This is a genomic window from Streptomyces sp. NPDC098781 (genome assembly GCF_044759995.1).
In the GTDB taxonomy this organism is placed as follows: Bacteria; Actinomycetota; Actinomycetes; order Streptomycetales; family Streptomycetaceae; genus Streptomyces.
In genome coordinates this window covers 722,522-746,257 of record NZ_JBIWAK010000003.1, presented here as the reverse complement: position 1 = coordinate 746,257, position 23,736 = coordinate 722,522, and the positions used below count along the sequence as shown (strand labels likewise).

Annotated in this window: 25 protein-coding genes; 12 read left to right on the top strand and 13 right to left on the bottom strand. The window is 71.8% G+C overall.

Translation table 11 applies throughout. The annotated features are described in order from the left end of the window. Positions 1–4: 4 nt before the first annotated feature. Positions 5–652, bottom strand: coding sequence for a peptide deformylase (locus ACIQWG_RS15105; RefSeq protein ID WP_404095031.1), 648 nt, complete (start codon positions 650–652; stop codon positions 5–7). 143 nt (positions 653–795) lie between these two features. Here ACIQWG_RS15105 and ACIQWG_RS15100 point away from each other — a divergent pair, with 143 nt between their 5' ends. Continuing rightward, positions 796–2,193: a PepSY-associated TM helix domain-containing protein gene (locus ACIQWG_RS15100; protein WP_404095028.1), complete on the top strand. Its 1,398-nt coding sequence runs from the start codon at positions 796–798 to the stop codon at positions 2,191–2,193. A gap of 73 nt (positions 2,194–2,266) precedes the next feature. Here the strand turns inward: ACIQWG_RS15100 and ACIQWG_RS15095 are convergent, their stop codons facing one another. The 3 genes from ACIQWG_RS15095 to ACIQWG_RS15085 are packed head-to-tail and all read right to left on the bottom strand — an operon-like array spanning position 2,267 to position 3,599. Next, positions 2,267–2,614, bottom strand: a complete 348-nt coding sequence (locus ACIQWG_RS15095; protein ID WP_404095026.1) for a tetratricopeptide repeat protein — start codon at positions 2,612–2,614, stop codon at positions 2,267–2,269. Between the two features lie 50 nt (positions 2,615–2,664). Further along, positions 2,665–3,111 (bottom strand): MarR family winged helix-turn-helix transcriptional regulator, encoded by a 447-nt coding sequence (locus ACIQWG_RS15090; protein ID WP_404095024.1) that lies wholly within the window; start codon positions 3,109–3,111, stop codon positions 2,665–2,667. After that, entirely contained in the window at positions 3,108–3,599 is a 492-nt protein-coding gene (locus ACIQWG_RS15085; protein ID WP_404095021.1) for a MarR family winged helix-turn-helix transcriptional regulator, read from the bottom strand. The genes ACIQWG_RS15090 and ACIQWG_RS15085 overlap by 4 nt, the downstream gene beginning before the upstream one ends. Positions 3,600–3,733: 134 nt before the next feature. On the opposite strand from ACIQWG_RS15085, the gene ACIQWG_RS15080 reads away from it, so the two are divergent. Beyond that, on the top strand, positions 3,734–4,699 hold the full coding sequence (locus ACIQWG_RS15080) for a pirin family protein (protein ID WP_404095019.1): 966 nt from the start codon (positions 3,734–3,736) through the stop codon (positions 4,697–4,699). Positions 4,700–4,726: 27 nt separating this feature from the next. Here ACIQWG_RS15080 and ACIQWG_RS15075 read toward each other — a convergent pair whose 3' ends face one another. Then, positions 4,727–5,371, bottom strand: coding sequence for a GAP family protein (locus ACIQWG_RS15075; RefSeq protein ID WP_404095016.1), 645 nt, complete (start codon positions 5,369–5,371; stop codon positions 4,727–4,729). A gap of 346 nt (positions 5,372–5,717) precedes the next feature. Then, on the bottom strand, positions 5,718–6,380 hold the full coding sequence (locus ACIQWG_RS15070; protein WP_404095014.1) for a pyridoxamine 5'-phosphate oxidase family protein: 663 nt from the start codon (positions 6,378–6,380) through the stop codon (positions 5,718–5,720). Positions 6,381–6,654: 274 nt separating this feature from the next. On the opposite strand from ACIQWG_RS15070, the gene ACIQWG_RS15065 reads away from it, so the two are divergent. After that, the gene (locus ACIQWG_RS15065; protein WP_404095011.1) at positions 6,655–7,089 is read left to right on the top strand and encodes a hypothetical protein; all 435 of its coding nucleotides are present in this window, start codon (positions 6,655–6,657) and stop codon (positions 7,087–7,089) included. Between the two features lie 169 nt (positions 7,090–7,258). Here ACIQWG_RS15065 and ACIQWG_RS15060 read toward each other — a convergent pair whose 3' ends face one another. Further along, positions 7,259–8,050, bottom strand: coding sequence for an endonuclease/exonuclease/phosphatase family protein (locus ACIQWG_RS15060; protein ID WP_404095869.1), 792 nt, complete (start codon positions 8,048–8,050; stop codon positions 7,259–7,261). Positions 8,051–8,353: 303 nt separating this feature from the next. Here ACIQWG_RS15060 and ACIQWG_RS15055 point away from each other — a divergent pair, with 303 nt between their 5' ends. Further along, positions 8,354–8,941 (top strand): 2'-5' RNA ligase family protein, encoded by a 588-nt coding sequence (locus ACIQWG_RS15055; RefSeq protein ID WP_404095009.1) that lies wholly within the window; start codon positions 8,354–8,356, stop codon positions 8,939–8,941. 19 nt (positions 8,942–8,960) lie between these two features. On the opposite strand, the gene ACIQWG_RS15050 is transcribed toward ACIQWG_RS15055, so the two are convergent. Continuing rightward, the gene (locus tag ACIQWG_RS15050) at positions 8,961–9,425 is read right to left on the bottom strand and encodes a winged helix-turn-helix transcriptional regulator (protein ID WP_404095007.1); all 465 of its coding nucleotides are present in this window, start codon (positions 9,423–9,425) and stop codon (positions 8,961–8,963) included. Positions 9,426–9,513: 88 nt separating this feature from the next. Here ACIQWG_RS15050 and ACIQWG_RS15045 point away from each other — a divergent pair, with 88 nt between their 5' ends. Continuing rightward, positions 9,514–10,008, top strand: a complete 495-nt coding sequence (locus ACIQWG_RS15045) for a PaaI family thioesterase (RefSeq protein WP_404095004.1) — start codon at positions 9,514–9,516, stop codon at positions 10,006–10,008. A 64-nt stretch (positions 10,009–10,072) separates the two neighbouring features. Here the strand turns inward: ACIQWG_RS15045 and ACIQWG_RS15040 are convergent, their stop codons facing one another. Then, complete coding sequence (locus tag ACIQWG_RS15040; protein ID WP_404095001.1) at positions 10,073–10,996, bottom strand: SDR family oxidoreductase; 924 nt, start codon at positions 10,994–10,996, stop codon at positions 10,073–10,075. 110 nt (positions 10,997–11,106) lie between these two features. Between ACIQWG_RS15040 and ACIQWG_RS15035 the strand changes: the two genes are divergently transcribed. Then, positions 11,107–11,676 carry a TetR/AcrR family transcriptional regulator gene (locus ACIQWG_RS15035; protein ID WP_404094998.1) on the top strand — a complete coding sequence of 190 codons (570 nt, stop codon included), beginning with the start codon at positions 11,107–11,109 and terminating at the stop codon, positions 11,674–11,676. Positions 11,677–11,826: 150 nt separating this feature from the next. Continuing rightward, positions 11,827–12,573: an SOS response-associated peptidase gene (locus ACIQWG_RS15030; RefSeq protein WP_404094996.1), complete on the top strand. Its 747-nt coding sequence runs from the start codon at positions 11,827–11,829 to the stop codon at positions 12,571–12,573. Between the two features lie 111 nt (positions 12,574–12,684). On the opposite strand, the gene ACIQWG_RS15025 is transcribed toward ACIQWG_RS15030, so the two are convergent. Then, a complete protein-coding gene (locus tag ACIQWG_RS15025; protein WP_404094993.1) occupies positions 12,685–15,435 on the bottom strand; it encodes a M4 family metallopeptidase in 2,751 nt (916 codons plus the stop codon). Positions 15,436–15,753: 318 nt separating this feature from the next. Here ACIQWG_RS15025 and ACIQWG_RS15020 point away from each other — a divergent pair, with 318 nt between their 5' ends. The 3 genes from ACIQWG_RS15020 to ACIQWG_RS15010 all read left to right on the top strand — a co-directional run bounded on the left by ACIQWG_RS15020 (position 15,754) and on the right by ACIQWG_RS15010 (position 17,968). Next, entirely contained in the window at positions 15,754–16,479 is a 726-nt protein-coding gene (locus ACIQWG_RS15020) for a transcriptional regulator (protein WP_404094990.1), read from the top strand. Next, the gene (locus tag ACIQWG_RS15015) at positions 16,476–17,453 is read left to right on the top strand and encodes a threo-3-hydroxy-L-aspartate ammonia-lyase (protein WP_404094988.1); all 978 of its coding nucleotides are present in this window, start codon (positions 16,476–16,478) and stop codon (positions 17,451–17,453) included. Before ACIQWG_RS15020 ends, ACIQWG_RS15015 begins: the two co-directional genes overlap by 4 nt. Before the next feature lie 158 nt (positions 17,454–17,611). Next, the gene (locus tag ACIQWG_RS15010) at positions 17,612–17,968 is read left to right on the top strand and encodes a cupin domain-containing protein (protein ID WP_404094985.1); all 357 of its coding nucleotides are present in this window, start codon (positions 17,612–17,614) and stop codon (positions 17,966–17,968) included. Between the two features lie 21 nt (positions 17,969–17,989). Here the strand turns inward: ACIQWG_RS15010 and ACIQWG_RS15005 are convergent, their stop codons facing one another. Next, positions 17,990–18,967 carry an NAD(P)-dependent alcohol dehydrogenase gene (locus ACIQWG_RS15005; RefSeq protein WP_404094982.1) on the bottom strand — a complete coding sequence of 326 codons (978 nt, stop codon included), beginning with the start codon at positions 18,965–18,967 and terminating at the stop codon, positions 17,990–17,992. Between the two features lie 189 nt (positions 18,968–19,156). Here ACIQWG_RS15005 and ACIQWG_RS15000 point away from each other — a divergent pair, with 189 nt between their 5' ends. Further along, positions 19,157–19,861, top strand: a complete 705-nt coding sequence (locus ACIQWG_RS15000) for an SDR family oxidoreductase (RefSeq protein WP_404094980.1) — start codon at positions 19,157–19,159, stop codon at positions 19,859–19,861. Here the strand turns inward: ACIQWG_RS15000 and ACIQWG_RS14995 are convergent, their stop codons facing one another. Together ACIQWG_RS14995 and ACIQWG_RS14990 are read right to left on the bottom strand one after the other, a co-directional pair. Continuing rightward, positions 19,862–21,220 (bottom strand): VWA domain-containing protein, encoded by a 1,359-nt coding sequence (locus tag ACIQWG_RS14995; RefSeq protein WP_404094978.1) that lies wholly within the window; start codon positions 21,218–21,220, stop codon positions 19,862–19,864. It abuts the gene before it with no gap. Next, positions 21,217–22,074 (bottom strand): AAA family ATPase, encoded by an 858-nt coding sequence (locus ACIQWG_RS14990; RefSeq protein WP_404095866.1) that lies wholly within the window; start codon positions 22,072–22,074, stop codon positions 21,217–21,219. Before ACIQWG_RS14990 ends, ACIQWG_RS14995 begins: the two co-directional genes overlap by 4 nt. A 201-nt stretch (positions 22,075–22,275) precedes the next feature. On the opposite strand from ACIQWG_RS14990, the gene ACIQWG_RS14985 reads away from it, so the two are divergent. After that, positions 22,276–22,845: a TetR/AcrR family transcriptional regulator gene (locus ACIQWG_RS14985; protein WP_404094976.1), complete on the top strand. Its 570-nt coding sequence runs from the start codon at positions 22,276–22,278 to the stop codon at positions 22,843–22,845. Positions 22,846–23,736 lie beyond the last annotated feature (891 nt).

The following is a 23,736-nucleotide window of genomic DNA, read 5'->3' as shown; positions in this document are numbered from 1 at the left end:
CGCGTCAGTCCGGCAGTTCGAAGCCGAGGGCCCTCGCCGCCTCGTCCGGGGCGGGCTGGGCCCAGTACTCGGCCATCGCCTGGTTCGACGACAGGGAGCGCGGCTCCGCGCGGTCCAGGTAGAGCACGCCGTCGAGGTGGTCCGTCTCGTGCTGCACGATGCGGGCGGGCCACCCCGAGAACACCTCCTCGACAGCGCGCCCGTGCTCGTCCTCGCCGGTCAGCCGCACCTCGGCGGGACGGGCCACCACCGCCTGATAGCCCGGCACGCTCAGACAGCCCTCGAAGAACGCGGCGCGGACGGCACCGACGGGCGTGTACGACGGGTTCACCAGCACCCGGAACGGCTGCGGCACCCGCGCCCGCACCTGCCGTACCTCCTCCGGCACCGGCGCCGGGTCCTCGATCACCGCGATCCGCAGCGCCACCCCGACCTGCGGCGCGGCGAGGCCGACTCCGGGCGCCGCGTGCATGGTGATCCGCAGCGCCTCCACGAAACGGGCCAGCAGCGCGGGGTCCAGCTGCCCGTCGAAGCGTTCGGTCGGTCGCCGCAGCACCGGGTCGCCGGCCGCCACGATGGGCAACGGGCCCTCGGTGGCCAGAAGTTGCTCGACCTGTTCGGCCAGCGGGGCGCGATGGTTCGGAAGTGCCATCGCGCCAGAATGCCATGACGGTTCCGTCCCGGACGCATTCCCTTGTGGCGCACGTCACGTGAAGTGGCGGGAACTCGGCGGCACCTCTCTCCGACTACTGGTCCGCTACCGCCCTTACGTCCCCACCCCCGGAGAAGCCGCCGATGACCGCTCCCACGACCTCCACGGCGGAGGCGACAGAGCCCGACGCACCGGCGTCGTCGCCCCGCACCTGGGCACCGCTGCGCCCGCTGATCCTGCGTCTGCACTTCTACGCCGGCGTCCTGGTCGCACCGTTCCTGCTCGTCGCCGCGACCACCGGCTTTCTGTACGCCGGGGCGTTCCAGGCCGAGAAGATCGTGTACGCGCACGAGATGTACGTGCCGGTCGGCGACGCCAAGCTGCCGATATCGGAGCAGGTCGCCGCAGCGCGCGAGGCCCACCCCGAGGGCATGGTCTCGGCGGTACGGCCCTCCCCGGCCGAGGACGAGTCCACCCGGGTGATGCTGTCCGGCGTCAAGGGCGTCGACGCCGACCACGCGCTGGCCGTGTTCGTCGACCCGTACACCGCCGAGGTGCGCGGCGCCCTGGAGCAGTACGGTTCGACCGGCGCCCTGCCGTTGCGCACCTGGATCGACGAGTTCCATCGCGACCTGCATCTCGGCGAGTCCGGCCGCCTCTACAGCGAGCTCGCGGCCAGCTGGCTGTGGGTGATCGCGGCCGGCGGACTGGTGCTGTGGTTCTCCCGCCGCCGCGCTCTGCGCAAGGTGCGGGGCACCAGCGGGCGCCGCCGTACGCTCGGTCTGCACGGCTCCGTCGGCGCCTGGGTCGCCGTCGGCTTCCTCTTCCTCTCGGCGACCGGCCTGACCTGGTCGACGTACGCCGGAGCCAACATCGACGAACTGCGCACCTCGCTGCGTCAGGCGACCCCGTCCATCTCGGCATCGGCCGGCGGCGAGCACGGCGGCCACGGCGGCGCCGCCGGCACCGGTGGCAGCGGCGAGCACGGCGTCGGCCTCGACCAGGTCCTGGCCGCCGCGCGCGCCGAGGGCCTCGGCGATCCCGTGGAGATCGTGCCGCCCGCCGACGACTCGTCCGCGTACGTGGTACGGCAGGTCCAGCGCAGTTGGCCGACCAAGCAGGACTCGGTCGCGGTCGACCCGTCGACCGGCGAGGTCACCGACACCCTGCGGTTCGCCGACCACCCGGTACTCGCCAAGCTGACCCGCTGGGGCATCGACCTGCACACCGGAGTCCTCTTCGGCCTGGTCAACCAGATCGTCCTGATGGGGCTCGCGCTGTGCCTGATCCTGCTCATCGTGTGGGGCTACCGCATGTGGTGGCAGCGCGGCCGCGGCTCCGCCTTCGGCCGACCTGTCCCGCGCGGCGCCTGGGCGCAGGTGCCGCCGCAGATCCTGCTCCCGCTGGTGGCGGTCGTCGCCGTCATCGGCTACTTCGTGCCGCTGCTGGGCATCTCGCTGGCGGTGTTCCTGGCCGTGGACGTCGCCCTGGGCGAGGTGGCCCACCGGCGGGGGAAGCGGACGCCTGCCGCGGTGAAGTAGCGGCGGCGCATGACTCGGGGACCGGTCCAGCCGGACCGGGCCCCGAATCATGATCTCTACAGACCTGCTCTCCCTACAGCTCCTCGAAGTCACCCGCCAGCGCCGAGGCGAGGCGCAGATGGGCCTGCGCCTCGTCTTGCCGACCCTGCCGCTCCAGGGTCCGGCCCAGCATCAGCCGGGCGTACCCCTCGACCGGGTCGCTCTCGACGATGACACGCAACTCGCTCTCCGCGCGCCGCAGTTGGGCCGAGTGGTAGTAGGCACGCGCCAGCAGCAGCCGAGGTCCGGTCTGCTCCGGCACCTCCTCGACCAGCTTGCCGAGAACGCGCGCCGCGGCGGCGTAGTCCTTGGCGTCGAAGAACAGCTGCGCGCGCTCCCAGCGCTCGGCCTGTGTTCCGTGGTCGTAGTACGTCGTGTCCACTCGTGACCTCCTTCGAGGCCGTCAACCGAGCGTGATGGTTCGCTATTCCACTACTCGGTCATGGCGGCGAGCTCCGCGTCGGCCCGCTCGGTGATGAGGGTCAGCACCCGGCCGGCCGCGGCCAGGTCCTCTTCCGGGATGCCGGCGTAGATCCGGGCGCTGATGGGGGCGGTCTCGGTGGACGTGCGGTCGTAGAGCTCCCGTCCGGCGTCCGTGATCCGTACTCCGGACGGGCCGTCAGGGGTCAACAGCCCGGTGGAGAGCAGCTCGTCGACGACGGAGTGGGCCTGCGAGGCGTCGATCTTCAGTGCGCCGACGACACCGCCGACCAGACGGTCCCGCTCCACCGGACCGTCCGCGACGGCGACGAGCCGGAGGGTGACGGACTGCGGGAACGTCGCGCCGTGGCGCGCCAGCACCTGTTCGAGCAGTGCGCGGCCGGCGTAGTGGGCCAGGGCTATGACTCGGGGGTCGAGCAGGGGAGTGGTGGTGGTCATGACTGCTCCTTGTCGCTCTCACTGTCCAGGACGAACGGGTCAAGAGGTGCGTCGAGCAGGGTCGCCAGATCGCGTGTGAACTCCCGTGTGCGCGCGCTGTCCAGCCCGCCCAGCGGTGCCAGCAACTGCTGGAGCAGCCCCTGGACGACCTTGATCGCGCGCAGGGTACGGGCACGGCCTTCCTCGGTCAGTTCCAGCTGCACCGCGCGCGGGTCGCGGGGGTCACGGGTGCGTTCGAGGAGGCCGGCGGTCTCCAGGGAGCGGGCCAGTTTGGAGACGTACAGCGGCTCCAGGCCCGTGTGGTCGGCGAGCCGCCGCTGGCTGGGGCGCTCGCCGTCGCGTTGCATGCCGTACAGCGAGGCCACCAGCGCGTACTGCGCGTGGGTGAGTCCCAGCGGGGTGACGGCCCGATCGACCGCGACCCGCCATTTCGTCGACAGGCGCCACACCAGGAACCCGGGTGTGGCGCTCTCGGAACCCTTGCTCATGGCGAATACAGTACATGGCGACTATATCCATGGCTACTATTTTTATGTCCATGGCTACTATTTTCTCGAACGCTTCGAGACAGCCCCGGGTTACCGACTGACGAGGCGCCCTCGGCGGGGCTAGGTTGGGCGTTATGAGCAATCTTGATCGCGAGGCGGTGCCCTCCGTCTGCGGCGGCCGCGGCTTCGTCGTGGCGGAGCCCGTACGCGAACTCCTCAGCCCGCGCCGCGTCCAGCTCGGCGAATCCACCGAGGTGCGTCGTCTGCTGCCCAATCTGGGCCGGCGCATGGTCGGCGCCTGGTGCTTCGTCGATCACTACGGTCCCGACGACATCGCCGACGAGCCCGGTATGCAGGTGCCGCCGCACCCCCACATGGGGCTCCAGACGGTGAGCTGGCTGCACGAGGGCGAGGTGCTGCACCGGGACTCGACGGGCAGCCTCCAGACGATCCACCCGCGCGAACTGGGCCTGATGACCTCGGGCCGGGCGATCAGCCACTCCGAGGAGAGCCCTAGGTCGCACGCCCGCTTCCTGCACGGCGCCCAGCTGTGGGTCGCCCTCCCGGACGGCCACCGCCACACCGACCCGCACTTCGAACACCACGCCGAGCTGCCGGTCGTCACGGCACCCGGGCTGCGGGCCACGCTGATCCTCGGCGGCCTCGACGGAGCGACGTCGCCCGGCACGACGTACACCCCGATCGTCGGCGCCGACCTCGCCCTGTCGCGGGGCGCCGACCTACGCCTCCCACTGGAACCGGACTTCGAGTACGCCGTCCTCGCCATGTCCGGCGAGGCCCACGTGGACGGCGTGCCGGTACTACCCGGCTCCATGCTCTACCTCGGCTCCGGCCGCACCGAACTTCCGCTGCGCGCGGAGTCGGACGCCGGTCTGATGCTCCTCGGCGGCGAGCCGTTCGAGGAGGAGCTGATCATGTTCTGGAACTGGATCGGCCGAACGCAGGACGAGATCGAGCAGGCGCGCCGGGACTGGATGGAAGGCTCGCGCTTCGGGGAGGTCAAGGGGTACGACGGGGACCCGCTGCCTGCTCCTGAGCTGCCGCCGGTGCCGTTGAAGGCGCGGGGAAGGGTGCGCTGACCTGAGGGTGTCGCCGCGGCGTCCGGGTCAGGCGACCAGCTCGGCGATGCTCCGCGCGGTCAGCCACAGGCCGAGGAGCAGGGAGAGCGTGACGACCAGTTGCTCCTGGTGCCGCTCCAGCCAGCTCCGCAGGGCGTCCAGGCGGGCGTTCGCGACCGCGGGCGCCCGGACCACGTACACCTCCATGGCGATCAGGCTGAGGGTGGCCAGCAGGCAGTAGCCGGTCAGAGTGAGCCAGTCGTTCAGGGTGGAGAGGTCGGCGTCGACGGCGGTCGCGGCGCCGGCGCCGACCAGTGCCCAGGGTTGCAGCACCCATGCCAGGCCGGCCGCCGTGACCGGGGAGAGGTCGTCGATTCGGGCGGTCCAGCGTGGCGGGCTGTGCGGCCGGGGTGGTCGGTGATGCCGGTATGCGCTGTACAGCACCAGTGCCACACCGACGGCGAGTTTCGCGGCGATGGCCGCGGTCGAGGGCGCGCTGTGCCGGGCCGGGGGCTGCCCGCCGGTCAGCAGCGCCACTACGGCGATCACCGCGATCAGGTTGGCCAGCCACGACAACAGGAATGCCAGGCCCTGGCGAACACCGCGTCGCGAGGAGAGCAGCAGAATGAAGGCGCTGTTGTGCAACGGGCCCAGGGTGATGGCCGTACCGATCACAACCAGGTCGAGGACCACGGGATCAGATGCTCCCGGCTGTCACCCGGTGCACCGGGGGCACCAGACGCTCCGCCGGAGAAGCCGGACAGGAGGTCGCGGATCGCGTCGGGAAGGAATCACCGGGAACCGACACCATCCGGCGGGCCGGCGCCTCGGAGGGGCACGGGGCGGTCGTCGTCATGACAACGACGGTGCACCAACGCGGCCGGGCCGCTCCGGCGACACGCCACGGTGACGTCCGCCGGACGCGGTGGCTCCGCGGGCCGTCACCGGTCGGCGGTGGCCTGCGTGGTGCCGGCAGCGCGGCATCGACGCCCATGTCGACGCCGTCGGCGGGAATGCGCGGCCCCCGCTCGTTCGGTGCTCAGCCCCCGCCCGGCAGTGCTCCGCCGGTCGTCGCCGGGGTCTGCTCGTCCTCGTAGGCCGGGGACCGATGTTCGGCGCCGTCGACGAAGTAGTCGGCGTCCTTCGGCCGCTGGGTCGCCGGGCGTGGGCGTGGGGCCGGTTCGAGGTGGGGTATGTGCTTGGAGCAGTGCACATACGCCTCCTCCACCGTGATGTGCACCCAGAACTCCGGCCTGCGTCCCGGGGCGGTGTCCACCGGCAGGTGGGGATAGGCCCGCCGCTGATCCTCGTCCCGGTGGAGCCGAGCCGCGCCATTGACGTGCAGGCCGATGTGGTCGTGGGTGAAGTCGACGAAGAGCAGGCCGATATGCGGGTTCTCGGTGATGTTCCCCGCGCTGGCGAGAACCCCGTTCCCCCGGTACTCGGGGTAGGTGAGGGTGCCGTCGTCCAGCACCGTGACGAATCCGGGAGGGCCGGCACGGAAGGTGACGTCACAGGCTCCGGCGGCGTCCGACGTGGACAGGAACGCCATGGTCTGCCGGCCTATGAAGTCCGCCATCTGCGGGGTCAGACGCGGATGCACCTGACGGTCGTAGAACGTGGCGGCCTGGTCGGCCGTGCCGAGAAGGTGCTGGAGGCGGCGCTCGCCGACGGAGCCGGTGGATTCGTGGGGGTGATTCACGGAACGAGCTGCCTTCCTGTGGCCTTCAGCTGGGCGTTGAGGAGCGACGGCACTCTAACGCTGTACGGCGCCCGGTGTCGTGGTGGGTGTGGGCAGGCGACTCCCGACGGCTTCGCGGCCACGCCGTGAGAAGTCGTTCTCGGGCGTCGGCTCGGACTCGGCGCGACATCAACTCGCGACATCAACTTTCGTGCGGATGAAGGGCTCGGGAGAGGTGCCCTGACGAAGGTGGTCTTGGTCGAACATGTTTGCTGCCGGAGTGAGTGGCTACGCGATGTCCATGAGCCCATCGAACAACGACACCAGTCAGAATTCCGTAGCCGCGAAGGCGGCCGCGTCCAAGGCCCGTGGCACTGCGTCGCGGGCGACTGCTCCGGCGTCGAAGGCGGCGGGCAAGGCCGCCGACAAGACCGGTGACGTGGCGTCAGCCGCAGCCGGTGCGGCGGAGCGGACGGCCGAGGTGACCAACTCGGTCGCCCATACGGCCGCCCGGCGCGTCGAGGCCGGCCGCCAGGCAGTCGTCTCCGCCTCGGGGCAGGCTGCCGCGTTCGCCAAGACGACTTGGACGATCATCGCCAACCGCAAGATCCTCGCCGCGGGTGTGGGCGTGGGGCTGACCGCCCTGAGCGCCATGTCGTTCGCGGCGGGCCGGCGTTCGGGCCGGCGCACGCTGGGTCCGATCACCCGGATGACCGGCGGGCGGATCTGAGCCACGAGGCTGCCCTGTCCGTGGAACGGGCAAGCGCACCAACGGGGTAGGGCGGTGGCGACTTCGTACGGGCCGTGAGGTCGCGTCCGGCGTCGCCGCCGCCCTACCGCATTGGCGCCGACGGCAGACACGCGGTCGGCACGCTCGACGTCGACCGCCCGGTGACCGTCTAGAGGTCCAGGTCGGTGTGCAGCAGGTGGTGGTCCGAGGACGGGGTCGGACGCACCCGGTGGTCGAGCGGGACGATGCCGCGCAGAAAGACGTAGTCGAACTTGGTCTGCCAGTCGGTGGTCGGCTCGCACGTGCCGGTGGCGGACGGGTGGCACTGGGGGTCCGTGTCCGTGGCCAGTGTCCACATCTTGGTGAGTTCCGGGGCGTCCGGCACGGCGTTGAAGTCGCCGAGAACGATCGCGCGGTCCTGCTGGGCGACCTCCTCGGCGAGTACGCCGATCTGCTCGGCTCGGACCGCTTCCTGGCGGCGGTGGGCGAGGTGGGTGTTGAAGACCCGGACGGACCGGCCGTCCACCGTGGTGGTGACCGCCAGATAGCCACGGTCCTCGGATCCGCCGTCGGGATACTCCACGCGGACGGGGTCGGTCATCGGCGCCGCGGAGAGAATCGCCTGACCGTACGCGCCCGGGTTCCACGGCACGCCTCCGCAACGGCCCCAACTCCGGAGAACCGTGCCGTACTCGATGTCGTAGACCAGTCCGTAGAGGTTCTCCAGATGCTCCCGGATCCGCTCGACGTCTCGCACACACGCCTCTTGCAGGCCGATGACCTGGGGTGCGTAGGCGGCGATCTCCGCCGCCCGGTCGACGTCGCTCGTCTCGCAGGGGTTGCAGATGTTCCACGTCATGACCCGGTTCGCCACGACATCCCTGACGGCCTCGACGGGCAGCGGCCCGGCGGCACCGCTCGGCGCACTGGGGCCGAGGAGCACCAGGCACACCGGCGTCATGGCACCCACGAGCAGCCGCGCACCCCGTCCGAGCACCCTCGCCTCCTCACAGCGGAACAGCGGAACAGCAGAACAGCAGAACAGCAGAACAGCGGAATAGCGGAATAGCAGAACAGCGGACACACCTGGCGTCCGGCGTCTCCCTTCACGAGGTTACGAGACAGGGTGGCCGGCAACTCATCGGCGGGTGCATCCAGTTGTATGTGGCGCTGCATCCAAGTGCGCAGGCCCAGCGGTCGGCGCTGGGTCGGCGTGGGGATCGAGGGCACATGACGTCCAGCACTGATCTGGGACCATGAGCTTGTGGACGGCCATCCGGACTTCGGGGCGGCCGAGCCGGTGGATGCCCTCGACGCGGCGCCCACGGCCCGGACGGCGGTGGCGTGGCTGCCGCCGCCCGGACTCTGGCCGGTGATCCAGGACATCCGCTGGGAGCATGATCCACAGGTACGGCGGTGGCCTCCGCATGTGAATCTGCTGTTCGGGTTCGTGCCGGAGGAGACGTTCCCGCGGGCGGTGCCGCTGCACTCCGCCTGGGCGGCGGCAAGCACCGCGTTCACGGCGCGCCTGGCCGGGGTGCGCTACTTCCGGCATCGGCACTACTCGACCGTCTGGCTCGATCCGGCCGCGGCCGACCCGGCGCCCTGGGCCCGCCTCCAGCGGGAACTGCGCCTGAGGTTCCCCCTGTGTCGCGGACGCGGCGACCGCTTCACCCCGCATCTGTCCCTCGGCCGCACCCAGACCCCCGAGGGCCTGGCAGCCGAGTGTGCCGCCCGGCTGGGCACCCTGTCGGCGGCGGTCGAGGAGGTGGTCGTGCTCGCCCGTCGCGGGGAAGCGCCCATGGAGCCGAGGGCCGTGATCCGACTGGGCACGGGCGAGGTCCGGCACTGACCTGCCCGCGCGCCCTCGGTCACAAGGCGTGCGCCGCCTTCCCCGGCCGTGTGTAGGCCTGCCGTGGATCGAGCGGTCCATGATCGCCCGTGCAGACGACGACCGTCTCCACCGGTTCACCGCAGTCACGGTGACGCACCTCCAGCGGCGGTCCGGCCGGGTCCGCCGTGTACCGGTCGCCCCACTGCTTGAGAGCGAGCATCACCGGCCACAGATCCCAGCCCTTGGGCGTGAGCCGGTACTCGTGACGAGTGCGGTGGCCCGGCTCCCGGTACGGGACGGTGTCCAGGACCCCCGCGGCGACCAGCTTGCGCAGCCGGTCGGCCAGTACCGCCTCCGACAGTCCCACGTGCCGACGGAAATCGTCGAAGCGGCGCACGCCGTTCATGGCGTCGCGCAACACCAGCAGCGACCACCTCTCGCCGATCAGGTCGAGGGTGCGCTGCACCGTGCAGTTCTCGGTGCTCGTCTCCAGCCAGGTCATGCCGCCATCGTAGGCTGGCTTCGTCATTGACAGCCAGCCTCGCGCATGGCTAACTTCGATTGTTGAAGCCAGCCGGGAGGAAGAGCACATGACGAGGTCACGCACGTACGAGTGGCAGGATCCGAGCATCTCCGCAGCCGATGTCGGCCAGGAGAGCGGCCTCGCCTTCCTGCGTGGCGTGCTGAGCGGGCGGCTGCCCGCCGCGCCCATCGGTGCGACCCTCGGATTCCAGCTGGAGCAGGTCGAGTTCGGTCACGTGGTCTTCCTCCTGGAGCCGGGGGAGGAGCACTACAACCCCATCGGCAGCGTCCATGGCGGCGTGTACGCCACCCTGCTCGACTCGGCGGCGGGCTGTGCCGTGCAGTCCGTGCTGCCGGCCGGCATGGGGTACACCTCGCTGGACCTGAGCGTGAAGTTCCTGCGTCCGATCACCGTCGACACCGGCAAGGTCCGGGCCGTCGGCAGCGTGCTCAACCACGGCCGCCGCACGGCCCTGGCGCAGGCCGAGTTGTTGGACTCCGAGGACCGTCTGCTCGCCCACGCCACGAGCAGCTGCATGCTCTTTCCCGTCTCGCCGAGCTGAACTTCGGTGTTCCGGGCGGCGGGCCCCCGGCTCCAGGAGAATCCGGGACCGGCTCCGGCGTCGGTCAGCCGGTGGTTGCGGGGGTCCGGAAGTAGTGCCCCTTGTCGAGGTCTTCGATCAGGCCGGGGTGCGTGGGCTCCCAGCCCAGGAGTTCGCGGGTCCAGGTGCTCGATGCCGGGACGTCGAGGGCCAGGAAGCCGCCGAGCCAGGTGAAGTGGCCGGCTGCGGCCTCGGGGGCGATGGGGGCGACCGGTAGGTCCAGGTGGCGGCCTATCGCTTCGGCCATGTCCCGGATGGTGACGCCCTCCTCGGCGGCCCCGTGCAGCACGGCTCCCGCGGGAGCCTTCTCCACCGCGAGACGGAACAGTTTCGCGGCGTCCAGGCGGTGGGTGGCCGGCCAGCGGTTGGCGCCGTCGCCGAGGTAGCCGGAGACCCCCTTGGCGCGGGCGATCGCGACCAGGGTCGCCATGAACCCGTTGTCTCCGTCGCCGTGGCAGGTCGGGGCCAGCCGCACCACCGAGGAACGCACCCCGCGTGCGGCGAGCGCGAGAGCGGCCTCGGCGGTGGCCGAGCGGACGGACGCCGGGGAGCCGTCGACCGTGGGCCGGTCCTGCTCGGTCGCGACCTGCCCCGGCTTGAGGCCGGCCAGCCCGGAGGCGAGGACGAAGGGGCGGCCGGTGCCGGCGAGGGCGTCGCCGAACGTGTCGACGGCGCGGCGGTCCGCCTCGGCGGCGCCCCGGAAGTCGCCGGTGAAGGCGAGGTCGTGCTTGAAGGCGAGGTGGATCACGGCGTCGGACGCGGCGGCGGTGGCGCCGAGGACGTCGAGGTCGTCGACGGTGCCGCGGACCACTTCCGCTCCGGCGGTGGTGAGGTCGGCGGCGGAGCTGTCCGAGCGGGCGAGGCCCACGACCTGGTGGCCCGCGTCGATGAGTTCGGGAACGAGGGCGGAACCGATCCAGCCGGAGGCGCCGGTCACGAAGATGCGCATGGGAGTGTCCCTCAACGATTGATGTCAGTGACTGTCATCGACCCTAACACCTGATGTCAGTGACTGTCATCGACCGGATGTCAGTGACTGTCATCGCGTAGGATCTGCGCATGGGCAGATGGGAGCCGAACGCGCGCGAACGCCTGGCGACAGCCGCGCTGGACCTTTACAGCGAGCGCGGCTACGAACAGACCACGGTGGCGGAGATCGCCGGACGGGCCGGACTCACCGAGCGGACCTACTTCCGGCACTACGCCGACAAGCGGGAGGTGCTGTTCGACGGCTCCGGCGCCCTACAGGAGCTGTTCGTGAACGCCGTCGCCGAGGTTCCCGAGTCCGCCCCGCCGATCGACGCCGTGACGGCGGGACTCGACGCCGTCTCCACCGTGTTCGTCGGCCGTCGCGAGCACGCCGTGAGGCGACAGGCCGTCATCGTGGCCAACGCTGAACTGCGGGAGCGCGAGCTGATCAAGCTCGCCTCGCTGTCGGCCGCGCTCGCCGACGCCCTGCGGCTGCGCGGCGTCACCGAGCCGGCCGCGAGCCTGACCGCGGAGGCCGGAGTCGCGGTGTTCAAGGTCGGCTTCGAGCGGTGGATCGCGGCGAACGAGGAGCGCACCCTGGCCGAGCTGATGCGGGAATCGGTGGGGGAGTTGAGGGCTGCCATCGGAGTGGGCAGCTAGGACGGCGACGGCGGGGGGAGCAAAACGACGGTGGCGCGCTGGAGCCCGACCCCGCCGCCGAGGCGAGGAGGCGTCCGGGGCCGCAGCCGTACGTCACTCCGCCCACCACCTCACCAGGTCCGCCCCGCCACCCCGTGGCACAGTGGCCGTATGTGCGGCCGTTACGCGTCCACCCGTAGCCCCGAGGATCTCGCCCAGCTGTTCCAGGTCTCCGAATGGCACCCGGAGGAGACCCTGGCGCCGAGCTGGAACGTGGCCCCGACCGACGAGGTGTGGGCGGTCCTGGAGCGCAGGCCGCGCGGCGCCGACGAGGACGCCCCGGTGCGGCGTCGTCTGCGGCCGCTGCGGTGGGGACTGGTGCCGTCCTGGGCGAAGGACATGAAGATCGGGGCGAGGCTGATCAACGCGCGCGTGGAGACCGTGCACGAGAAGCCCGCGTTCCGCCGCGCGTTCGTCAAACGCCGCTGTCTGCTGCCCGCCGACGGTTTCTACGAGTGGGACCAGGTCACGGACCGGAAGTCGGGCAAGGTGCGCAAGCAGCCCTACTTCATCCACCCCGAGGACGGCCAGGTCCTGGCCCTCGCCGGCCTCTACGAGTTCTGGCGCGATCCGACGGTCAAGAACGACGACGACCCTGCCGCCTGGCTGCTGACCTGCACGATCATCACCACCGACGCAACCGACGCGGCCGGCCGCATCCACCCCCGTATGCCGCTCGCCCTCACTCCAGAGCACTACGACGCCTGGCTCGACCCCCGTCACGAGTCGACCGACGACCTGCGCGCCCTGCTCGTCCAGCCGGCGGACGGCCACCTGGGCGCCCGCCCCGTCTCGCCCGCCGTCAACAGCGTCGGCAACAACGGCCCTCAGCTCCTGGACGAGGTCCCCGCGCCCTGATCAGGGGACATCCGTCTTTTCAAGGCTCGTACCCGCCGTCCCCCGTAGTGGCCGGGGCCGTCGGCAGCCCGGTGGGGCGGCCGACGGCCCGGGTCACTCCGCTTCTCGGGGTCAGCCGCAGCGGCCCGCCGGTCTGGTGCGGGTCACCACGTTGGTGATGCCGGTCGTCGAGTCCAGCCACACCACCTGGGCGCCCGCGACCGCGGCGGCCGACGACTGCTCACCCCGGTTGCAGGAGACGCGGCCCTTGCGGGTGCCCGGGGCGTCGGGCGAGCCGGTCGCCGCGAACTGGTGGAGCTTGGGCAGCGATTCATTGCGGATCTCGGTGTCCGGGGCGTACGCGCCGACCGTCACCGTGTCCTCGGACGCCGTCAGGGCGTAGGCGTTCAGCGCGTCCGGCCCGGTCTCCGGGCTGAGGTCGACCACACCGGTGCCGTCGAGCGCGGCCCGGCGCACGGTCGTCGTCCCGTCCGCCGTGTCGGCGTCGAGCAGCCAGAAGACATGCGTGCCGTTGACGGCCGTCGGGCCGAGACTCGAGCCGTCCGCGGCCGGTTGGATCTGCCGGTTCTCGCCGGTCGCGACATCGATGACCCGCGTACCGACCGCGTACTCGGCACGCACCCGACGCCGCTCCTGGTAGGCGACCCTGCCATGGCTCACCGACGGGGCCCAGGCCCGGTAGTAGGTGCCCCCGCCGATCGTCTCCACGTTCGCCGGGTCCTTGATATTGAGATAGGCCACCGCCCGGCGCCCGCCGTAGGTCACGTAGTCGAAGGCCACGAGGTCCCCGTCGACGTCGACCGAACTGCCCGGGTTGCTGCCGTGCCAGAGCTTTTTCACCGGGCCGCCCGCGAGCGGCCGGGCCAGGACGTCGACGCCGCCGGCGCCGTACGCCTGCCACACCACCGTCCTGCCGTCGGTGGCCGGATTGACGTGAAAACGGCCGTCGTTGGGGCTCATCAGCTTCGGGGAGCCCTCGCCGTCGGCGCGGCCCGCCCACACCGAGTACGGCTCCGAGCCCTCCTCGTTCGACTTGGACGCCGCCCACCAGCCGCCGCCCCCGCCCAGGTCCGTCCTGCTGGTGTTCACCCGGTCGAGGAGCAGGTCGGAGTCCACGCCGAGGGCCGACTCCCAGCCCGGCACTATGCCGTGGGCCGTGAACGCGCGCTGGAGAGCACGCCGGCCGGCGGCCGGGATCCCCAGGTCCGCCGCGGCCGCGAGCACCGCGGCCCGTGCCTCGGTGAAGCCGTCCAGCGGTGTCATGTACTCGGTCAGCGCCCGGTAGACGATCCGGTCCGTCACATCGGCGCCCAGGTCCTCGCGGGCGTCCCACAACGCACCGCCGAAGATGGTGGAGTTCAGGTGGACGCCGCCGTTGTCGGTGGCGAACCCGACGCCGAGGAACGACTTGGCCGTGGTCCGTCCGTCGGCCAGGTCGCGCAGCGCGCACTCCCGGGGGGACTTCGTCCGGCACAACCGCTCGCCCAGCAGGCCCGAGTCGGGATCCGTCACCGGGACGCCGTACACATCCGCCTCGATGGCGTTGCCGAAGTAGTCGGCGACGGCCTCGTTCACGGCGCCGGGCTGGCCGGCGTACACGAGATTCGCGGTGTGCTCGATCACGCCGTGCGTCATCTCGTGGCCCACGACGTCCATGGCCGCCGACAACGGACGGTACTCGGCGTCGCCGGTGCCGTACACCATCTTCTGGCCGTCCCAGAAGGCGTTGACGTACGGCTGCCCGTAATCGGTCACGCCCACCAGGGAGTTCACCGTCATGCCACGGCCGTCGAGGCTGTCGCGGCCGTGCTTGTCCCGGAAGTAGTCGTAGACCTTCCCGGCGGCCCAGTGCGCGTCCACGGCGCCCGAATCGGTGGCCTCCGGGCCGAACGCGGGGGTCGGCGAGCCGAACTCCTGGAGGCCCTCGGGCCACTGTCCCGCCACGTCGGTGTACCACCGGCCGCGGGCGTCCCAGGTCGACAGGGCGGCCTCGTCGGAGGGTATTCGGGAGCGGTCGCGCAGCACGTACAGGCCGCGGTCGGCGTCGTGGTCGACGGCGAGGCCGACGGACGTGCCGTCGAGCCGGAGGCCGGTGCCCTGCTCGGCCGCGCCCGCCGCCCTGGCGGTGGTGTCCGGCGTCGACGTCGCGGTGGGCGTGCGGGGTGTGCCGAACGTCTGGACAGCGCTGTACTGAAGGACCGGGTATCCGGCACGGGCGTCGACGTAGACCTCGCGGCGCACGGGTTCCCCGCTCGCCGGGTCGCTGCCGTGCACGGTGACCTGCCGGGTGAGGACGCCGCTCCCGGCGGGCAGCACGACCGGTCCGCGTGCGGTGCCGGTGAGCTCGGGCTCCTCGTCATGCGACCGCGGCGCGGTGAAGCGGCGGTCGCCGAGCTCCGTGCGTACGGCGTTCACCGCGCGCTCGACGGCGAGCGCCTCGCTGATCTCGGGCGTCGTGCCGGTGCTCAGCCCGGTGAAGTACTTGCCGGAAGTGCCCGTGACGACACGCTCGCCGCCCTCGCGCTCCATGCGGACGACGTACTGGCCGCCCAGGACGGGCACGCCCCGGTGCCGCTGCTGGAGCCGGACGGTCTCACGGCCGTCGGCGGCCATGGTCCCGGCGGGCACCAGGTCGCGCTGCGGGTCCGCGATCCGGTACCGGCTCTGCCTGGTGTCCAGATGGGCGCGGGCCGCGGCCGCCGCGCTGCCCGAGGCGGGTGCCTGTTCCCGGATGCCCCGCACCAGTGCGGGAGTGTCCGTCTGCTGCCCCGGGATCACCTCGGCCGGGCCGGGTGCCGGTGGCGCCGTCCGTGTCGCGGCGTCGGCGGGAACCGCTGAGACGACGAGTGCGACGACGCTCAACAGCGCCGCCGCACCCGGTAATCCGCTCAGTTGTGTTCTGCCGCCGGTTCTGGCTCTTCCGTCTCTTCTGGGGTGACGCACGGTCTCCCAAACCCCCCTCGGTCGCGGTGCCGGGAGTGGAGCGCCGCCCGGCCAGGGGCCATCGAAGCGGCGATGCGCCGTTCCATCAACGGGGCCGCCGCGCCGACGGACGACTTCAGGCCCCCGCTGGGGATGCGTCGAAGAGGTTCATTGGACATTCAGTACAGACTCTGGACGTGTAGTCTAGATATCGAGCCGGTGGTGGTCGCCGGGACCGGACCGACACGGGAGTGCGCCATGGCCGCCGAACAGACCCTGGAATCGGAGCGGGACGCGATCGTCGCCGCGCTGAGGCCGGTGGTCGACGGGCTCGCGGCGACGTTCGGGCCGATGTGCGAGGTGGTCCTGCACGACTACCGGCGGCCGGACGAGTCCGTGGTCGCCGTGGCCGGTTCGGTGACCGGGCGGGCCGTGGGCGGGGCGATGAGCGAGATCGGCATGCGGATCGTCGCGCGCGGCGACGAGGCGGACGACGAGCTGAACTACGTCACCCGGGCCCGGGGCGGCAAACTCGTGAAGGCCTCCACGATGGTGCTCCGGGACTCCACGGGCACCGTGTTCGGCGCTCTCTGCGTCAACGTCGACGTCACCGCGGTGAGCGACGCCCATGCCCTGCTCGGCGCGCTCGCCGGCTTCGGCGCCGCCCCGGCCGACGTTCCGGTCACCACCTTCGGCAACGACATCGACTCCGTGGTCGACGCCATCCTCGACGCCCACCAGCTGCGGGGGAACGGGAGTTGGGCCGCTCTGGACCGCGCCGAGCGGCTGGAGCTGTTCCGGGGCCTGGACGAGCGGGGCGTGTTCGCCGTGCGGCGCGCGATCGAACAGGTCGCGGGCCGACTCGGCATCTCCCGTGCGTCCGCCTACAACTACCTGGCGCAGTCGCGGGCCGGAGCCGGGACGACGGCGAGCGCGACGGACCCGGCGGCGACCGCCAAGACATCACCTGGAGGAAACGCGTGACGACCACCACCCCACCGGTCACCCTCGACGACGTCCGTGACGCCGCCGCGCGTCTCAAAGGCGTCGCCCACCGCACCCCGGTGCTGCGCTCGCGCACGCTCGACGAGCTGGTCGGCGCCGAGGTCTTCCTCAAGTGCGAGAACTTCCAGCGCGTCGGCGCCTTCAAGTTCCGCGGCGCCTACAACGCGGCGTCCCGCCTCACGCCGGAGCAGCTCGGCCGAGGCATCGCCGCCTACTCGTCCGGGAACCACGCCCAGGCCGTCGCCCTGGCCGCCCGTGAACTGGGCACCACCGCTGTGATCGTCATGCCCGAGGACGCGCCGCCGTCGAAGCGCGCGGCGACCGAGGGTTACGGCGCCGAGATCGTCACCTACGACCGTTACACCGGCGACCGGGTCGCCCTCGCCGAGGCCCTCGCCGCCGAGCGCGGACTCAGCGTGATCCCGCCCTACGAGCATCCGCACATCATGGCCGGACAAGGCACCGCCGCGCTCGAACTCCTCGAAGAGGTGGGGGAGTTGGGCGCGCTGCTGACACCGGTCGGCGGGGGCGGGCTCATGGCCGGCAGTGCCACCGTCGCCAAGGGCCTGCACCCGGACATCCGGATGATCGGCGTCGAGCCGGAGGCCGGGGACGACACCAAGCGCTCCCTGGAGGCGGGACGGCGCATCACGATCCCCGTGCCCCACACCATCGCCGACGGACAGGCCCTGCACACACCCGGCGAGCTGACCTTCTCCGTGAACCGGCGGCTCGTCGACGAGATCGCGCTCGTCAGCGACGACGAGATCCGGGACGCGATGCGGTTCGCCTTCGAACGCCTGAAGATCGTGGTCGAGCCGAGCGGTGCCACGCCGCTCGCCGCACTGCTCAACGGCCGGACGGGTGCGCTGCCCCGCCGGGTCGGAGTGATCGTCTCCGGCGGCAACATCGACGCCGGACGATTCGCCGAGCTGTGCGGGAACGGCGGCTGAGCGAGTCGGCCCTCCCGTACGAGCGTCCCCCGGTTGGCGCCCCTGGTTGGCCGGGCGGACGATTGAGTGGTAGGAGGCCGGCCGCCGACGACGGTGACCAGGGCCGCCGGGGAGACCGGCTCCGGCCGCGGTGAGGCGCGGCCGGAAGGGAGCGCGTCATGTTGGAAGTGAAGACGCTCGACAAGCCCGACGAGCGGCGTGATTTTCCCCGCGGCCACCTCGAAGCGATCCACATGACGGACCTCGACTTCGCCGTCGCGACTTTTGAGCCGGGCTGGCGCTGGACGGAGTCCGTGGCCCCGATCGCGGGAACCGAGACCTGCCAGATGCACCACAACTGCTACATGGCCCAGGGCCGAATGCACATCCGCATGGACGACGGCGGAGAGAGCGAGGTCGGCCCGGGCGATGTCTTCGTCTGCTCCCCGGGGCACGACGCCTGGGTCGTCGGCGACGAACAGGCCATCGTCTACGACTTCCAGGGACAGACCGCCAGGGAGTACGCGAAGGAGTGACGCCCGGCCGGTCCGCGCCCGTCACACGGTGACGACGACCTTCGCGCGGGCGTGCTCCACCTCCAGGTACCGGATGGCCTCGGCCGCCTCCTTCAGGGGATACGTCCGCTCGACGACCGGGGCGATCCGCCCGGACTCGGCCAGCTCCCGCAGCGCCGCGAGGTTCGCCCGGCTCTGCCGCGCGGATATTTCGAGTAGTCGCTGGTGGCGCGCGAAGGGCGCCACCAGCCGCCGCTTGATGAACAGCGCCATCGGACCGACCAGACTGCCGCCCTCGTACACTCCGCCCCCGGACAGCACGAGCGTCCCGGTGGGCTTCAGCACGCGCCGGAACTCGGCGAGGGAGTGGTTGCCCACGAGATCCAGCACCACGTCGTACCGCGTGCCGTCCAGGGTGAAGTTCTCCTGCGTGTAGTCGATGACCCGGTCCGCGCCCAGTGAGCGGACCATGTCCGCGTTCCGGGGGCTGCACACCCCCGTGACCTCGGCGCCGTACGCCTTGCCGAGCTGTACGGCGAAGGTGCCCACTCCGCCCGACGCGCCGTTCACCAGCAGCGTCTGGCCGGGCTGGACCCGCGCCACGTCGCGCAGGCCGATCAGGGCGGTGTTGCCCGCCAGCGGTATCGCCGCCGCCTGCTCGAACGTGAGGTTGGCCGGCTTCGGGCCGACCTCGCCGTCCCGCGCGCAGACGTACTCCGCGAACGCGCCGTCGGCCTCGCCGTACACCTCGTCGCCGGGCTTGAGCCCCGTCACTCCGGAGCCCACCGCCTCCACCACGCCCGCGAAGTCCCTGCCGCGCACCGGCGCCTTGGGCCTGCGGAAACCCATCATGGTGCGGCCGATCACCGGGTCGCCGTGCATGAGATGCCAGTCGTACGCGTTGACCGAGGCCGCGTGCACCCGCACCAGCACCTCGTCGGCCGCCGGCACCGGCCTGTCGATGTCCCTGAACTCCAGGACATCCGCCGAGCCGTACCGATCCTGAACCACTGCCTTCATGGGATCCCCCTCCGCTCTCGCCGAGCGTAGGAAATCCCCGCTGTGCGGACCATCCGGGACGAACCCTGATTTTCGCCGGGGTCCGGCCCTCCCCTTGCCCTGAGGAAACCGATCGGTTTACGATGCAGGCGCTGAAACCGATCGGTTTCCGTGTCTTGTGAGACGTAGCGCATTGCGAGGGAGAGTCCCATGACCGCCATCGAAGGTTCCGTTGCCCTGGTCACCGGCGGCAGCCGCGGTATCGGCCGCGCCCTGGTGGAGGCCCTGTACGAGCGGGGCGCGAAGAAGGTGTACGCCACCGCCCGCGACCCGCGCACCGTCACCCATCCCGACGCCGTGCCGCTCGCGCTGGAGGTCACCGACCCCGCCTCCGTCGCTGCGGCGGTCGAGCAGGCGCAGGACGTCACCCTGCTGATCAACAACGCGGGCGCCGCGGTGAACGCGAACTTCCTCGACTCGCCCGTCGACGACATCCGGCGCGAATTCGAGACCAACTTCTACGGACCGCTGCTGGTCACGCGGGCTCTCGTCCCCGTCATCGAGCGCAACGGCGGCGGCCACATCCTCAACGTCCACTCCGTGCTGTCCTGGATCGGCCTCGCCGGCTCCTACAGCGCGTCCAAGGCCGCCTTCTGGTCCCAGACCAACTCGCTGCGACTCGACCTGAAGCCGCGCGGCATCGACGTCACCGGCCTGCACGTCGGCTGGGTCGACACCGATCTGGCCGCCCATGTCGACGGGCCCAAGGCCACCGTCGAGAGCGTCGCGGCCCAGGCCCTCGACGGGATCGCGGCGGGCGCCTTCGAGGTGCTGGCCGACGATGTCTCGCGGCAGGTCAAGGCCGGTCTTGCGGCCGACCTCGGCGCCCTCTACCCGCAGCTCGACGCCGCCTGATCACACCGGCAGCAGCCGCGCCACCAGAGCGCCGAGCTGCCGGGCGGTGCGGCACTCGTGCATCTCGACCAGCTCGGCGTAGGCGGGCGCGGCGGAGTCGCCGGTGCCCCAACTGGAGCGCTGCTCCGGGTTCAACCAGTAGACGCGGCGCGCCCGTTCGGTGATCTGCCGGACGGCCGGCAGGTTCGGGTCGCTCATGTTCGTCCGCGCGTCGCCGAGCACGAACACGGTCGTACGCGGGCCGAACGTGTCGCCGTACCGCTCGGCGAACTCGCCCAGCGCCAGGCCGTAGTCGCTGCTGCCGTGATAGCCGGTGACCGTGGCCTCCGCCTCGATACGGGCACTGAGCCCCTCCGGGTCCGCGGTGCCCCGTCGGAGCAGGCCGGTCACCTCGTCGATCCGGTTGACGAAGGCGAACACACGCACCTTGCTGAACTGGTCGTGCAGCGCCTGCACCAGCAGCATCGTGAAGTCCGAGAATCCGGAGACCGACCCCGACACATCGCACAGCAGCACCAGTTCGGGACGGACCGGACGCCGTCTGCGCAGCACGGGCTTCATCGGCACCCCGCCCGTCGACAGCGACCCGCGCAGGGTCCGCCGCAGGTCGATCGTGCCTCGGGAGGCGCGGCGGCGCCGGGCGGCGAGCCGGGTCGCCAGCTTGCGGGCCAGCGGCTGAACCGTTCTGCGGAGTTCGGCGAGTTGGGCCTTTCCCGCGAAGAGGAAGTCGACCCGGTCGGCGGTCGGGGCGACCGCCCGCCGGGCGATCTCGTCCCGGCCCCTGCGTTCGGCGACCCGGCGCCGAGCCTCGGCGGCCACCAGCGCGCGGAAGCTCTCGATCCGCTGTCGGATCTCGTCCTCCAGAAGCCGGTCCGCGAACCCCGAACTCCCGCCCCGCTGCCGGACGTCGTCCCGCACCCGGGCGAGCAGCGTCTGCGGACGCAGCCGTTCCAGCGTCTGGTACGACGACCAGCCGTCCGACTCCGGCGAGGAACCGTACCCGCCGAACCCGTCGACCGCCTCGACCGCGAGCCGGCCGAGCAGCGCCTGGTCGTCGGCGGCCAGCGCGGCCGCCAGCCGGTCGCGCAGGTCGTCCCGCCCGGCGGCCTGCTCCTGCGGTGCGCCCACCCCGCGCGGGAAGTAGAGGTCGAAGACCGGGTCGAACACCTGGCGTTGCCCGGTGCCGTGCAACAGTGTCGCCGCGAGCCCCTCGCGCAGTAGATCGCGGTCCGCGAGGCCGAGCGCCTCGACGGCGTGCGCCGCGTCGACCGTCTCGCCGGTGCCGATCCGTACGCCGTGCGCGCGCAGCGCCCCGACGAAGGAGGTCAGCCGCTCCGGGAGGCCCACGGGCGTGGTCACAGGGCGTCCAGGTCGAGCTTGGCGGCGGCCTTGAGGACGTCGTCCTGGTGCTTGAGGAGGACGCCGAGCGTGTCCCGTACGACCGTCTCGTCCAGCGAGTCGGCGCCGAGCGCGAGCAGGGTGCGCGCCCAGTCGATGGTCTCGGCGACCGACGGCACCTTGCGCAGGTCCATCGCCCGCAGCGCGCCCACGACCCGGACGACCGAGCGGGCCAGCGCCTCGTCCAGTCCCGGCACCTTCAGCCGCACGATCCGGCGCTCCAGCTCCTCGTCCGGGAAGCCGATGTGCAGGAACAGACAGCGGCGGCGCAGCGCCTCGGAAAGCTCCCGGCTGGCGTTGGAGGTGAGGACGACGAACGGGCGGCGCGTCGCGGTGATGGTGCCCAGCTCGGGGACCGTGACCTGGAAGTCGCTGAGCACCTCCAGCAGCAGCCCCTCCACCTCGACATCGGCCTTGTCGGTCTCGTCGATCAGCAGCACCTTGGGGTCGTCGCCCCGGATGGCCGTCAGCAGCGGGCGGGTGAGCAGGAACTCCTCGCTGAAGATGTCGGTGCGGGTCTCGTCCCACGTCTCGTCGCGGCCCGCGCTGATGCGCAGCAGCTGCTTGGCGTGGTTCCACTCGTACAGCGCGCGGGACTCGTCGACGCCCTCATAGCACTGGAGCCGTACCAGCCGTGCCCCCGCCACCTCGGCGACGGCTTTGGCGAGCTCCGTCTTGCCGACCCCGGCCGGGCCCTCCACCAGGAGCGGCTTGCCGAGGCGGTCGGCGAGGAAGACGGTGGTGGCGACCGCGGGCGAGGCGAGATAGCCGGTCTCGGCCAGGCGCGCGGAGACATCGTCGACGGATGTGAACAACGGGGCCTCCAGCTCGGCGGCGACGCTCGGAGCGCTCGGGGCGTAGCTGCCCCCTGCGGCCGTGCGGTCGTTGGGTCGTACGGTCATGGCGGGCAGCTTTCTAAGCGCTTGTTCACCGATGATGTCACGAACGTTCCCGGAACCGGAAGGCGGTAGACCGATCGGTTTCCTCTCGTCCCGTCGCGCGGTAACCTCGCCGGTATGGCCACCACAGACAAGACGTCCACCAGGGACCGGCTCCTCGACGCGGCCGGTGAGCTCTTCTACCGCGAGGGCGTCTCCATCGGCGTCGAGGCGCTGTGCCGGACGGCCGGGGTCTCGAAGCGGTCCATGTACCAGCTCTTCACCAGCAAGGACGAGGTCCTCGCCGCCAGCCTGGCCCGCCGGCTGCCCGCGTACGAGGCCCAGCTGGTGCCGGACGCCCTGGAGGCCGCCACGCCGCGCGAACGCATCCTGCACGTGTTCGAGCGACTGGAGAAGGCGGCCGCCGAGTCGGCCTACCAGGGCTGCCCCTACTTGGCCGCGCTGGTCGAGCTGAAGGACCCCGAGCACCCGGCGAGTGTGGTCGCCGGCGGCGCGAAGGCGGGGATGAAGGAGTTCCTGCGCGCCCGCGCCGAGGAGGGCGGCGCACGCGATCCGGACCTGCTCGCCCGCCAGCTGATGGTGGTCTTCGACGGGGCCAGCGCGCGTGCGGGCGCCCGCATCGAGACCCTGGACGGCCTGACCGTCACCACGGCGACGACACTGCTGGACGCGGCGGGCATGAACTGACGTAGGCGTCACCGGCGACACTCCGCCGCTGCCCGGACGACGATCGCCAGGGGGACCGAGGCGCGGGCATGGACGGAGGAGACGGCCACCGAAGCGACGGCCTCCGTCGGGGGCCGGGCTGAGGACGCCGGCGCGAGGGCCGCGACGGCTGGGGTGCGTGGCATCCGCCGGCCGTGGCTCGTGCCGGGCGTCACTGTGGCCGAGGCTGCTGGACCGACCGGGATGAGATGAGGGGCCGGCCGACGAAGTGACCGCCCCCACCGTCGGCCCAGGCTCAGGACGCCGCGCGAGCGATCCGACGGTCGGGGTACATCGGCTCGGCGGTGGGGAGGCCCGCGCCCGGTCTCACCGTGGCCGGACGCCGTAGACCGCTGCGTGGCTGACGGCCGTGACCGCGACCGAGGCTGCCGGACGCGACGGGGATGAGATGTGGGGCCCGCTGCCGCAGCGACCGCCCCCGTTGGCAGCCCGGCTCAGGATGCCACCGGGACCCTCAGGACGGCCGGGGCACCCGGCACCCCGCTGGCCGTGGCCCGCGCCCGGCGTCACCGTGGCCCAGGCTGCTGGACGCGACCGGGATGAGATGAGGGGCCGGCCGCCGAAGCGACCCGCCCCGTCGGCACCCCGGCTCAGGACGCACCGCGATGGCCCCACCGCCGGCTCGGCTCAGGACGCCGCCCCGAGCGCCGCGGTGGCCGGGGCACCCGGCATCCGCCGGCCGTGGCTCGCGCCCGGCGTCACCGTGGCTGAGGCTGCTGGACGCGACCGGGATGAGATGGGGGGCCGGCCGCCGAAGCGACCCGCCCCCGTCGGCACCCCGGCTCAGGACGCCACCGCGATGGCCCCACCTCCTGCCCGACTCACCACGCCACCGCGATGGCCCCACCTCCT

Bases quoted from the DNA above. Each gene is read 5' to 3' on its own strand.
- ACIQWG_RS15085 (WP_404095021.1), bottom strand. From the start codon at position 3,599: ATGAGCAAGGGTTCCGAGAGCGCCACACCCGGGTTCCTGGTGTGGCGC.
- ACIQWG_RS15060 (WP_404095869.1), bottom strand. From the start codon at position 8,050: ATGACGCCGGTGTGCCTGGTGCTCCTCGGCCCCAGTGCGCCGAGCGGT.
- ACIQWG_RS15100 (WP_404095028.1), top strand. From the start codon at position 796: ATGACCGCTCCCACGACCTCCACGGCGGAGGCGACAGAGCCCGACGCA.
- ACIQWG_RS15040 (WP_404095001.1), bottom strand. From the start codon at position 10,996: ATGCGCATCTTCGTGACCGGCGCCTCCGGCTGGATCGGTTCCGCCCTC.
- ACIQWG_RS15020 (WP_404094990.1), top strand. From the start codon at position 15,754: ATGGCCGCCGAACAGACCCTGGAATCGGAGCGGGACGCGATCGTCGCC.
- ACIQWG_RS15090 (WP_404095024.1), bottom strand. From the start codon at position 3,111: ATGACCACCACCACTCCCCTGCTCGACCCCCGAGTCATAGCCCTGGCC.
- ACIQWG_RS15065 (WP_404095011.1), top strand. From the start codon at position 6,655: ATGTCCATGAGCCCATCGAACAACGACACCAGTCAGAATTCCGTAGCC.
- ACIQWG_RS15045 (WP_404095004.1), top strand. From the start codon at position 9,514: ATGACGAGGTCACGCACGTACGAGTGGCAGGATCCGAGCATCTCCGCA.
- ACIQWG_RS15030 (WP_404094996.1), top strand. From the start codon at position 11,827: ATGTGCGGCCGTTACGCGTCCACCCGTAGCCCCGAGGATCTCGCCCAG.
- ACIQWG_RS15000 (WP_404094980.1), top strand. From the start codon at position 19,157: ATGACCGCCATCGAAGGTTCCGTTGCCCTGGTCACCGGCGGCAGCCGC.
- ACIQWG_RS15105 (WP_404095031.1), bottom strand. From the start codon at position 652: ATGGCACTTCCGAACCATCGCGCCCCGCTGGCCGAACAGGTCGAGCAA.
- ACIQWG_RS14985 (WP_404094976.1), top strand. From the start codon at position 22,276: ATGGCCACCACAGACAAGACGTCCACCAGGGACCGGCTCCTCGACGCG.
- ACIQWG_RS15035 (WP_404094998.1), top strand. From the start codon at position 11,107: ATGGGCAGATGGGAGCCGAACGCGCGCGAACGCCTGGCGACAGCCGCG.
- ACIQWG_RS15005 (WP_404094982.1), bottom strand. From the start codon at position 18,967: ATGAAGGCAGTGGTTCAGGATCGGTACGGCTCGGCGGATGTCCTGGAG.
- ACIQWG_RS15080 (WP_404095019.1), top strand. From the start codon at position 3,734: ATGAGCAATCTTGATCGCGAGGCGGTGCCCTCCGTCTGCGGCGGCCGC.
- ACIQWG_RS15050 (WP_404095007.1), bottom strand. From the start codon at position 9,425: ATGACCTGGCTGGAGACGAGCACCGAGAACTGCACGGTGCAGCGCACC.
- ACIQWG_RS15010 (WP_404094985.1), top strand. From the start codon at position 17,612: ATGTTGGAAGTGAAGACGCTCGACAAGCCCGACGAGCGGCGTGATTTT.